The 11,177-nt window shown below is 65.4% G+C and carries 7 protein-coding genes; 1 reads left to right on the plus strand and 6 read right to left on the minus strand.

Annotated elements, in window-relative coordinates; genetic code table 11:
• Positions 1 to 94 precede the first annotated feature (94 nt).
• From DVDV_RS12525 to DVDV_RS12550, 6 genes are all read right to left on the minus strand, one after another.
• Positions 95 to 1,237 (minus strand): hybrid sensor histidine kinase/response regulator, encoded by a 1,143-nt coding sequence (locus DVDV_RS12525; RefSeq protein WP_075354990.1) that lies wholly within the window; start codon positions 1,235 to 1,237, stop codon positions 95 to 97.
• Positions 1,227 to 2,351 (minus strand): two-component system response regulator, encoded by a 1,125-nt coding sequence (locus DVDV_RS12530; RefSeq protein WP_075354991.1) that lies wholly within the window; start codon positions 2,349 to 2,351, stop codon positions 1,227 to 1,229. The genes DVDV_RS12525 and DVDV_RS12530 overlap by 11 nt, the downstream gene beginning before the upstream one ends.
• Positions 2,338 to 6,930: a response regulator gene (locus tag DVDV_RS12535; RefSeq protein WP_075354992.1), complete on the minus strand. Its 4,593-nt coding sequence runs from the start codon at positions 6,928 to 6,930 to the stop codon at positions 2,338 to 2,340. Before DVDV_RS12535 ends, DVDV_RS12530 begins: the two co-directional genes overlap by 14 nt.
• 236 nt (positions 6,931 to 7,166) lie before the next feature.
• Entirely contained in the window at positions 7,167 to 7,904 is a 738-nt protein-coding gene (locus DVDV_RS12540; RefSeq protein WP_075354993.1) for a DUF134 domain-containing protein, read from the minus strand.
• Between the two features lie 253 nt (positions 7,905 to 8,157).
• Positions 8,158 to 8,526 carry a DsrE family protein gene (locus DVDV_RS12545; RefSeq protein WP_075354994.1) on the minus strand — a complete coding sequence of 123 codons (369 nt, stop codon included), beginning with the start codon at positions 8,524 to 8,526 and terminating at the stop codon, positions 8,158 to 8,160.
• Between the two features lie 106 nt (positions 8,527 to 8,632).
• A complete protein-coding gene (locus tag DVDV_RS12550; protein ID WP_083634771.1) occupies positions 8,633 to 9,409 on the minus strand; it encodes a hypothetical protein in 777 nt (258 codons plus the stop codon).
• 153 nt (positions 9,410 to 9,562) lie between these two features.
• Here DVDV_RS12550 and DVDV_RS12555 point away from each other — a divergent pair, with 153 nt between their 5' ends.
• Positions 9,563 to 10,891, plus strand: a complete 1,329-nt coding sequence (locus DVDV_RS12555) for a sigma-54-dependent Fis family transcriptional regulator (RefSeq protein ID WP_075354995.1) — start codon at positions 9,563 to 9,565, stop codon at positions 10,889 to 10,891.
• The last annotated feature ends 286 nt before the right edge of the window (positions 10,892 to 11,177 follow it).

The raw sequence follows: 11,177 nt of genomic DNA on the forward strand, positions 1-11,177 counted from the left end.
CCCCTGCAACAACGGCTCGTCGCGGTAAAGGGATACCTCAGTATTCAGCTCATTGCCTTGCCATGCCGGAGACAGACGCTGCGGGAACGCGACACTAGGGGCACGGCAGGCGCAGCACCAGGGTCGTCGCGCCGGGCACCGAGGTGTCCAGGGTCAGGTCGCCCTGCATGGTGCGGGCCATGAGCCGGGCCGAATAGGTGCCAAGGCCCGTGCCGCCGGCCTTGCCAAAGGTGGCGTATTTATCGAAAAACTGCTCCCGGATCTCGCGGGCCGTTTCTCCGCTGTTGGTGATGCGCAGTTCGCAGCTGCCGATGGCCGCAATCTGGACGGCAAAGGTCACCTGCCCCCCGGGCGGGGAATGCTCGATGGCGTTTTTAATGAGGTTGGACAACAGGCAGTAGCAGAGCAGGTCCTCGCCGATGACCGCAAAGGCGCTGTTTTCGCCGACCGGCGCACCGTACAGGAAAAAGGCCATGGAAACCTTGCGCGCCGTGCGCAGCCAGGCAAACTCCGCCGCCACCTTGCGCGCCACCCGCAAAATGTCCACGGCCGAGGCCGACAGCTCGTAGCGTCCCTGCTCCATCTTGAGCAGGTCCAGGGACAGGTTGATCATATTGAGCATTTTATAGCCGGACTGCTCAATGCTTTCCAGGTAGTCGCGCTGCTCCCCGGTCAGGTTGTCGGCCGCGAGCATGAGCTGGGGCAGGGAAATAATGGCATTGAGCGGCCCTTTGAGGTCGTGGTGGGTGATGTACTCCACATCCTCGCGCAGCTTGGCCGCCTCGGCCAGGGTCTGGTTTTGCCGTTCCAGGCGCTCCATGGCCGCCTTGAGGGCCAGGTGGGTGGTCACCCGGGCCTTGACCTCCAGTGTGTCGAAGGGCTTGGTGATATAGTCCACAGCCCCCAGGGAAAAGCCCGTGACCTTGTCCTGAATCTCGGTCAGGGCGGTGAGGAAGATGACCGGAATGGCCCGGGTGGCCGGATCGGCCTTGAGCCGGCGGCAGACCTCGTATCCGTCCATACCCGGCATGAGGATGTCGAGCAGGACCAGATCCGGCAGCTGGGTTTGCAGGGTCTCCAGGGCGGACGGGCCGTCCAGGGCTACGGCGATGTCGTAGTCATCCCCAAGCGTCCCCACCAGCGTATCGAGATCCGTCTCGACGTCGTCCACGATCAGAATGGTCTGCTTGGCGTTTCGCACCATATCGATCACCGTTTGGTTGCTTTCAGGCCACATAGGGATGCTCCAGCGCCTGGCGTTCATCGTCGTGATCGGCAAATTCCAGGGCGATTTGCCGTATGGCCTCCTGGACAGCCATGAAGGCGTCTACCATATCGGGATCGAAATGACTTCCCCGTCCATCCAGGATGAAGGCCACGGCCTGGGCGTGGGTGAAGGGTTCCTTGTACACGCGCCGGCTGATCAGGGCATCGTAGACATCGGCCAGGGCCATGAGGCGGCCGGGAATGGGGATGGCCTCGCCGGCCAGACCCTGGGGATAGCCGGTGCCGTCGTAGCGTTCCTGATGGGTGTAGGCGATTTCCTCGGCCAGTTCCAGGAAGGAGTTGGGGCCAAGCTTGGCCGAAGCGGCCTGGATGGCGGCTCGGCCGTAAGCCGGATGGCGGCGCATGACGGCAAATTCCTCGGCGTTAAGCCGCCCGGGTTTGAGCAGGATGTCGTCGCGCACCCCGACCTTGCCGATGTCGTGCAGGGGCGCCGACTTGTACAGGAGTTCGATGGTCTCATCGGTCAGGTAACGGCAAAACCGGGGATGGCCGCGCAGCGTGCTGGCCAAAAGGCGCATATAGTTTTTCGTGCGCTTGATATGGCCGCCGGTTTCCGGGTCGCGGTATTCGGCCAGACAGGCCATGGCCTCGATGATGGCCTCCTGGGTGACAGCCAGCTCGCGGGTGCGTTCGCGCACCTTGGCCTCAAGAATCTCGTTTTGCCGGGCCAGTTCGTGGCGGGCCTGGGTCAGGGCCAGATGGGTGCGGACCCGGGCCTGGATTTCCAGCGGCTCAAAGGGCTTGGTTACGTAGTCCACGGCCCCGAGGGCAAAGCCCCGGGCCTTGTCGGCCACGTCGGTCATGGCCGTTAAAAAGATCACCGGGATGCCGGCCGTGGCCGGATCGGCGGCCAGCCGGCGGCAGACTTCGTAGCCGTCCATGCCCGGCATCATGATGTCGAGCAGAATCAGGCCGGGCTTCTGGGCTGCGGCCAGCTCCAGGGCCGACGGCCCGTCCATGGCCACGGCCACGTCATAGGCGTCGCCCAATGTTTCGACCAGAATGTCGATGTTGGTCTCCACGTCGTCAACGACAAGGACCAAAGCGGCCTCAAGGGTGTTCATGGCGGCTCCCCCCTTCCTCGGCCAGGAGCGCGGCAACGGCCTCCTGGGCCTGGGCGAACTTGTAACCGGTAATGAGCCGGGACACGGCCTCAAGACGCTCCCTGACCGGGGGTGTGCAGGCCAGGGCTGCCAGTTTCTCCATGGCCTTGGCACAGGGCCTGGGCTTTCGCGCGGCCAGATGCGGCGTCAAGGCGCGCAGGGCGGCATAGAACTCCGGCGAGCAGGCGGCCGGACCGCCTGGCCGGCCGCCGGCCAGAGCCTCGGCCCCCGGCACCGGCGCATCCGCAGCGGCCGTAACCGGCCCAGGGCCGGCTGCGGCGTCGGGCGGGCCGGCCGCCGGGGCCGGCTCCAGCGACGCCACGGCAGCCACGAAGTCACCCAGGGCGGCCTCGAAGGCCGGCAGCCGCTGCCCACTCTCCGGCGCGTCAGCGTCGCGCAGGGACTTTTCCAGGGCGGCGGCCGCCTGTTCCAGGCCGGTTGCGCCGATGTTGCCGGCCGCCCCTTTGACCGAATGGGCGGCAATCTCGGCCGTGCGATACTCGCCCGCCCCAAGCGCCGCCCGGATACTGCCGGGAATGGCCGGGAAATCCCGGGCCATCTTGCCAAGCAGTTTGCGGTAAAGCGCCACATTGCCCCCTACCCGCGACAGTCCGGCCGCCACATCGAGGCCGGGGAGACGGGCGGCCAGGGCCGCAACCGCCGCAGCATCCGGCGCCCTGGCCGTCTGGCCGGCCGCAGTGCCGGGAATGAGGGCCGCCACCGTCTCCAGCAATTCGTCCGGATCAATGGGCTTGGCCAGAAACCCGTTCATGCCCACAGCCCGGCATTTGTCGCGGTCCTGCTGCATGGCGTTGGCGGTCATGGCCACGATGGGCAGTCCGGCAAAGCCGGGGAGCTTGCGGATGGCGAGGGTGGCGGCCAGACCGTCCATGACCGGCATCTGCATGTCCATAAGGACCAGGGCGTAGGAATCGCGCTGCACCATGGCCAGGGCAATTTCGCCGTTGTCCGCAACATCCACGGCATAGCCGGCATCGGTGAGCAGCTCCACCGCCACCTGCTGGTTGATCTCGTTGTCCTCGACCACAAGCAGCCGCGCCCCGTGGCCGACAGGCACCGGCCCGGTCAGCGGACGGTCGGCCCGGGCCGCAGCATCCGGCTCCTCGCGAAAAGCGCCCAGCGAGCGCATGACCGTGTCAAAGAGCAGGGAGTTGGTGACGGGTTTGAGCAGCACGTCCTCGATGCCGGCTCCCTCGGCCGCCCGAATCACCTCTTCGCGGCCATAGGCCGTGACCATGATCAGATGGGGCGGCGGCGACAGGTCGAGGGCCTTTATTTGAACGGCCGTCTCGATGCCGTCCATGTCCGGCATCTGCCAGTCGAGAAAAACCACGTCAAAGGGCTCGCCCTGGGCCTGCCGGGCCTTGACGGCGTCCAGCGCCTCCCGGCCGCCCGGGACGGCAGCCACGGCAAAGCTCATGGAGGCCAGCATCTCGGAGAGGACCGCCCGGGCGTTCTCGTTGTCGTCCACAACCAGGATATGCCGGCCGCGCAGGTCCGGGTCGGGCAGAAGGACGCGCCGGCGTTTGCTGCTTTTGCCCAGGCGTACCGTGAACCAGAAGGTCGAGCCCTCCCCCGGGGCCGAGCGCACCCCCACTGTGCCGCGCATGAGGGCGGCCAGACGCTGGGAAATGGCCAGCCCCAGGCCCGTGCCGCCGTATTTGCGGGTGGTGGAGGTGTCGGCCTGGGAAAAACTCTGGAACAGCCGCTCGATCTGGTCTTCACTCAGCCCGATGCCGGTGTCCCGGACCTCGAAACTGAGCTCGGCCTCGGACACGTCCTCGCTGGTCAGGCGCACCCGGATGTCGATTTCGCCCTTCTCGGTGAACTTGACGGCATTATTGGCGTAGTTGATCAGGATCTGGCCCAGGCGCAACGGATCGCCAACCAGGATCTGGGGCACATCGGCCGCCACGTCGAAAATGAGTTCCAGGCCCTTGGCTTCGGCCTTTTCCCGAATGAGGGTGGCCACGTTTTCGAGCACCGAGGCCAGGTCGAAATCGACGTTCTCGATGCTGAGCTTGCCGGCCTCGATCTTGGAGAAATCCAGGATGTCGTTGATGATGCCGAGCAGATGCTGGCTGGAAAGACGGATCTTGGTCAGGTAGTCGCGCTGGCGGGGGGTCAGGTCGGTCTTCATGGCCAGATGGGCCATGCCCACAATGGCGTTCATGGGGGTTCGGATTTCATGGCTCATGTTGGCCAGGAAATCGGATTTGAGCAAGGTGGCCTCGACCGCCGCCTCCTTGGCTGCGGCCAGGGCCCGTTCGGTTTCCTTCTGCTCGCTTATGTCCACGAAGGTGCCGACCAGTCCGCCGGGAGTGCCGTCGGCCCGGCGAAACCCGGCCACATAATACAGCGTCTCGTGCATCTCGCCGTCGGCAAAGGGAATGCGCATTTCCTTTCGCACCGAGCCGGTCGTGGCGATCATGGCCTCGTCCTCGCGCTGGTAGGCGATACGGTCGGCCTCGGGCAGATATTTGAGATCAATCACCCGCTTGCCGACCAGTTCCTCCCGATGCACGGCAAAGGTCTCTTCATAAGCCCGGTTGAAGCCGATAAACCGGGTGTCCGCCCCTTTGTAGAAAACCGGATTGGGGATGGTGTCGAGCAGCACCCGCTGGAAGGCCAGCTGGTCGGCCAGGGCCTTCTGGGCGGCCAGACGCTCGGTGACATCCAAAGCCAGGGCCAGGGCCAGGGCCAGCTCGGAACAGGCCTTGTCGAGATAGCGCTCTTCCTCCTCGGAGAGCTCGCGCAACAGTCCAAGCTCCAGGGCTCCCACGCAGGCCTGCCCGTCGCCCAGAGGCAGGATGCGGATTTCGGTCAGCCGGGCCGTGCCGCCGGCCAGGGCCGCAACCGCTGTCTCGGGCAGTTGGCGCAGGGTCATGGGCCGGCCCGAGGCCACCACGTCGGCCACCAGGGGCAGATCGGAGGGCGGTGCGGCAGCGGCCTGCCAGTTGCCGCCAAACCGGGCCAGCACCTGCGGGCAGGCCCCTCCCCGGCAGGCATGGACCGCGCCGTAGGGCGCAGACAAAAAACGGACCAGCTCGTCCAGGCCCTTGCGGGCCAGCAGTTCCGGGGAAAACTCATTGGCCAGGGACTCGGCAAAGGATTGAAGCCCGTCCCCGAGCCGCAACTGGGACTCCAGCCGGCTTAAAAGCTGCTTGTATTCGCTGACGTCCTCCTGGAGGCCGACATAGCCCAGGAGCTTGCCGGCGGCGTCGGCAACCGGCGAGATGGCCACCCGGGCGTAGTAGGTGGACCCGTCCTTGCGCCGGTTGATGAATTCACCGCTCCAGGGCTGGCCGGCCCCCAGGGCGCGGCGCATGGCGTCATAGGTCTCGGCCGGGGTGTGGCCGCTGGCCAGGATATTGGGATTGCGCCCCCTGGCCTCGGCCAGGGCGTATTGGGTGGTGCGCTCAAATTGCGGATTGGCCCATTCGATGGCCATGGCTGCGTCGGTGATGACCACCGCCAGCGGACTGACCTCCAGGGCCACCCCCAGGGTCCGGAAACGGGCGGCGGCCCGGACGCGACGCCGCCTGCCGACGGCCACGGCCCAAAAAAGCAGCGCGGCCAGCAGACCGGCCAGTCCGGCCAGAGCGGCCGTCAGCATCCGCTCGGAGGCGGGAAACCATAAAGCCATGTCCTCAATGACCACCAGGGTCCAATCCCCGGCCGGATCATCCCAATCAAGGCTGGCGGTTGCCAGCGACCATTGCCTGCCGTCATACTCGACCGTCTCATCCGTGGTGGCAAAGGGCAGCGGGGCGGGCCGGACCGTGTCGAAGACCCGGCCGAAACGGCGCTGCTGCCGCACGGTCTCCAGGCGCTGGTCGGTGATAGGCGGGGCCATGGCGTAGAGCCAGTCGCGGTTGGTCGCGGCAAAGACCACGCCGCCGGGGCTTAGCAGCATGGCCTCCCGGCCGGACCCGGCCAGCATCCCGTCGAGGAAATCGGCCGGCAGCTTGGTGACCACCACGCCGATGACCGCCGAGGATCGCAGCGGCCCGGCATGGACCGGGGCGGCGTAGTACAGGCCCCGCTCATTGGTCTGGCTGCCCACGGCGGCGTAGACATTGGCCTGGCCGGCCATGGCCAGCTTGAAATAGGGACGAAAGCCCACATTGAGGCCGACCGACGAGGCGTTGTCCGTATCGTGGATGCGGATAATGCCGTCAGCGCCTATAAGATAGGTGCCGCTGGCTTCAAACTGCCGCCGCAGCGGTTCCAGGACGTTGTGGATTTCGCTGCTGTCGTTTTCCGACAGCAGATTGCCGGTCACGGCCAGCTTGACCGTGGGCTGAATCAGGCCAAGCAGGATGGTCGCGCCCATGACCCGGCTTTCACTGGTCTCGGCCAGAAGCTCCCGTTGTACTTTCCCGACCGTTTTGACCAATGCTCCCCGGCGTTTTTCAACGGTCCATGAACTGGCCACCCCCGTTGCCGCAGCAGCGCAGGCCAGGGCAAACAGCAGACAGGCAAACAGGGCGAAGGTGCGGCGCAGAGTCGGCGTCATCGGTGGCCTCGCGGGAATGGATTTGCAGCATCAGACATCGTTGCCGTGATTTTCCAGAGTCGTCAATTCCCAATGCCTCAAATCGCTGCCCCGGCTGCGACAGAAACGGCAAGAACGCCGCCAGCCCTGCTGCAGCAAAAGGCCGGCAATACTGCGACAAAAAAGAAAGGAACCCGCCGAGAGCAGGTTCCTTCCACATTTCCGGGGAGCGTTTTTACTTGTGTTTTCCGGAATTCCTAGACCCGGGCCGCACCGCAGGCCGGGCAGGCCTCCCCGGCCGGCACCAGCGCGCCGCAGGCCGGACACGGGCTGTCCGCGCCAAGCGCCTCGGGGGCCGTCGCCGATGGCTGGCCGCCCGGCGTTGTGCTTCCCTGGCCACCCGGACCGTCCTGGCGCAGGCCGCCTTGTCCCGGGCCGCCGGTCTGGCTGCGCCCGCGCCCCTGGCCGCGACCCTGGCCCGGTCCGGTTCCATTTCCCTGGCCCCGGCCCCGGCCCTGGCCCATACCCTGGCCCAGGCCCTGGCCGCTGCCCTGGCCCCGGCCCTGTCTGCCGCCCTGGCCGCTGCCGCGCCCGCATTGTCCTTGTCCTTTCATAGCCTGATCCTCCTGCGCCGCGTCTGCCGGGGAACTCCCGTCGAGCAGGGGGCGCTCCTCTGTATTGGCTGTTGCCGCCGGCCCGTCGCCGGCCAATCGATAATTGCCGCCCTCGATGCGAAGGGCCAGCCCGCCGACCAGGGCCCGGGCCACTGTCTGTCTGGCCTCGGCCAGCACCCGGCCGAAGGTGTGGCGCGACACAGCCATGTGCGCCGCCGCCGCTTCGGTCGAAAGCCCCTCAAGATCAGCCAGCCGCAACGCCTCAAGGCCTTCCACGGCCAGGATGATCTCCCCCATGCCGCGAAGCGGTGTTCCCTGGGGCTTGAAATAGGCTGCGGCAGGTACCCCGGCCACCCGGCGCAAACCGCGCTGTCTCGGCATGATCGACTCCTTCGTAATGCTCATACGAGCAAATAAGACGCCCCGGCCCCGGGTCAAGAGGCCGGGGCGACAATTTGCTCTTTTGAGCAAAACAACCCCAAAAAAGTGGAGCCGGCCCAGGGCCGGCTCCACAACAAGGCAGAAAGGATGCTCCCGACAGACAGTCCGTCAGGGAAGAACATGGCGCAGGCTGGAAAACGGCCGTGGCCGCGCGGCCTGCCGCCACCGCCCCCGCCGTGCCTGCAAAAACGGTCTAAAAGGACAGCGTGGTCACCCCGTCCTGGATCAGCACGTCCATGGCCGCGCCGCCCGTGCCCAGCACCCACAGCGGATCGAGGTCGTCAACCGTCACCCCCCGGGCCTGGCAGCACGGCTTGCAGACCAAAAACGGCAGGCCTGAGACGTGCTCGCGCAACCAGCCGGCATGATCGGCCAACGAATCGCCGGTCACCGCCCGCACCCGGTCGGCGATCTCGGGCTTGGCCAGATACACCGCGTCATCCACGAGCAAGATGCCGGCCAGCGATCCCCGCTCGGCCGCCAGCTTGGCAAACTGAAAGGCCCGGGTGGCCTTGGACTGTTCGTCCGGGCCGCAAGACACCAGAAAAAACACCTTCTGCATGGGAATTCTCCTTGTGCATCAGCATGACCGGCCCGGCCGGCCGGCGGGGCCATATGCCCAAGCCGTTCCGAACACCCACCCGGGACTGCCCCGGGAGCACTGCCAATCAAACGTCCGCTTCATCCTGCGCCCCACCGCCCAGATGGGTCAGGAAGGCCGTAAAATTGCCCGTGTACTCAAAGGAACCGACATGGGTGAACACACTGTGCACGTCGGCGAAAATCTCACCGCCGATGTCGGTCCAGCGTTTGCAAAAGGCATAATCCTCAGGCAGATATTCGCGCCGCTCGGTGTCGATGCCCGTGTCGAAAAAAGCCACGTTGTTGATGTTGTCGTCGTTGGTGTGGGAATAGTCATAGGCCAGTTCCGGATAGGCCTCGGCCATACGCACGAGCACCTCGCGCTTGATCATCATAAAACCCGTGGCCCCATACTCCACCGGCAACAGCCCGGTCACCGGCTCGGGCCGGCCCCCGGGCTTGAGCTTGACCGCGTAATGCATGGCCGCCGCCGCCGCCACCCTGGAGAGCGCCTTGCGGTCCACCATGCGCAACTTGTCGATGTCGAGATACTTGACCGGATAAATGCCACACACCACATCCTTGTCGGCTTCCAGGTACTTCAGCGGCAATTCCGGCGTAAACCCGATGTCGGCGTCGATAAAAAGCAGATGCGTGTATTCTTTGAGCCGCAAAAACTCGTTGGCAATCAGATTGCGCGCCCTGGGAATAAGGCTCTCCTGGGCAGGAGTCAGCATCCCGGTCTTGATGCCCTGACGCTCCAGAAAACCGACGCACGAGACCAGCGAACGCATATAATGCACCGTCACCTGGCCACTGTAGGCCGGTGTTCCAATCATCAGCATGGGCGTGTCATCAGCCATGCGCACCCTCCCCCGGCAACCCGTCCCGGGCCGCCCGATCACCCTCTATCAAACCACCACACTGAAAAGTCAATTGGTTCCCGCGCCTTGGACACCAGGGTCGGCCTCGGTTACAACGGCATCCCACCCCGGCCCAAAGGCGGTACTCCCGATATGGCGCTCCCCCGCGACATCCCCTGCGAATCCATCATGGAATCCCTGGCCGACGGCGTGTTCACCGTCGACACCGATTTCACCATCACCTTTTTCAATCGCGCCGCCGGCGCCATCGCCGGCCTTGCCCCGGAAAAAGCCCTGGGCCGCAAATGCTGGGAAGTTTTCCACTCAAGCCTTTGCGACGGAGCCTGCGCCCTCGGCCACTGCATCGCAAAGGACACCACTTTGCAAAATCAGTCCATCTTCATCGTACGCCCCGACGGCACCAAAGTCCCGGTCAGCATCAGCGCCGCCCCGCTGCGCGACGCCACCGGCCGCATCGTCGGCGGCGTCGAAACCTTCCGCGACATCTCAGACATCAGCCGGCTGCGCAAAGAACTCGAAGGCGTGTGCACCCTCGAAGATATCGTCACCAAAAACAAAACCCTGGCCCGCTCCCTGGAACTGTTGCCGCGCATCGCCGAATCCGGCTCCACCGTGCTGCTCCTTGGCGAATCCGGCACCGGCAAGGAACTCTTCGCCCGGGCCATCCATACGCTCAGCCCGGCCGCCAAAGGCCCGTTCGTGGCCGTCAACTGCGGGGCCATCCCCGGCGAACTCCTCGAATCGGAACTCTTCGGCCACAAACGCGGGGCGTTTACCGACGCCAAATCCGACCGCAAAGGCCGCTTCGCCCTGGCCCAAAACGGAACCCTGTTCCTCGACGAAGTGGGCGAACTGCCGCTGGCCCTCCAAGTCAAACTCCTGCGCGTCCTCCAGGAACACACCTTCGAACCGCTTGGCTCCGACACCTCCAGCACCACCAACGCCCGCATCGTCGCCGCCACCAACCGCGACCTCGAAACCATGGCCACAACCGGCTCCTTCCGCCGCGACCTGTTCTACCGCCTGAGCATCGCCCGCATCGCCCTGCCCCCGCTGCGCGAACGCCCGGAAGATATCCCGCTCCTGGCCGCCACCTTCATCGAACGCCAAAACCTGCTCACCCAAAAAGCCGTCACCAGCCTCTCCGACAACGCCATGCGGCTGCTCGTGCGCCATACCTTCCCCGGCAACGTCCGCGAATTGCAAAATATCCTGGAATACGCCTTCATCCTCTGCCCGGCCGGCCGCATCACCCCCGAACACCTGCCCGATTACCTGCTGCCCAAATCCCATAACCCCGAAACCCCACAAGCCACACCCACCACCATGCGCGCCGCCAAATACCACGCCGCCAAAGCCGCCCTGGCAAGGCACGACGGCAAAACCATGGCCGCCTGCCGCGAACTCGACGTCACCAAAGACACCCTGCGCCGCATTCTGGCCACAGGGCCAGGGGAATAAGAACTGGGGCGCTGCCCCAGACCCCGCCGGGGGGGATCATCCCCCCCCGGACCCCCTGGATGGGGGCGCATGGTGCTGGACGGGGTAAGGGACTGTTGCGGGTGTGGGAGGGTGGGAAGACTGTTGGCGCGGGAGCGCTTGGCGGCTTTGCCGCATGGTTTGTTGGAATTGGGGCCGCCGACACTCCCCGCGAAGCGCGGGGAGCACGGCGGCCCCAATTCCAACAAACCGGTTCGCCCGGGAAAGGCCGTAAAATCACGACAAAAGCCACAAAGCCGTTGCTCCC

Source organism: Desulfovibrio sp. DV (genome assembly GCF_001936595.1).
Taxonomy (GTDB): Bacteria; Desulfobacterota; Desulfovibrionia; order Desulfovibrionales; family Desulfovibrionaceae; genus Solidesulfovibrio.

Excerpts from the sequence above, each read along its gene's own strand:
- DVDV_RS12540 (WP_075354993.1), bottom strand. The coding sequence starts at position 7,904 with ATGCCGAGACAGCGCGGTTTGCGCCGGGTGGCCGGGGTACCTGCCGCA.
- DVDV_RS12545 (WP_075354994.1), bottom strand. The coding sequence starts at position 8,526 with ATGCAGAAGGTGTTTTTTCTGGTGTCTTGCGGCCCGGACGAACAGTCC.
- DVDV_RS12550 (WP_083634771.1), bottom strand. The coding sequence starts at position 9,409 with ATGGCTGATGACACGCCCATGCTGATGATTGGAACACCGGCCTACAGT.
- DVDV_RS12530 (WP_075354991.1), bottom strand. The coding sequence starts at position 2,351 with ATGAACACCCTTGAGGCCGCTTTGGTCCTTGTCGTTGACGACGTGGAG.
- DVDV_RS12525 (WP_075354990.1), bottom strand. The coding sequence starts at position 1,237 with ATGTGGCCTGAAAGCAACCAAACGGTGATCGATATGGTGCGAAACGCC.
- DVDV_RS12555 (WP_075354995.1), top strand. The coding sequence starts at position 9,563 with ATGGCGCTCCCCCGCGACATCCCCTGCGAATCCATCATGGAATCCCTG.
- DVDV_RS12535 (WP_075354992.1), bottom strand. The coding sequence starts at position 6,930 with ATGACGCCGACTCTGCGCCGCACCTTCGCCCTGTTTGCCTGTCTGCTG.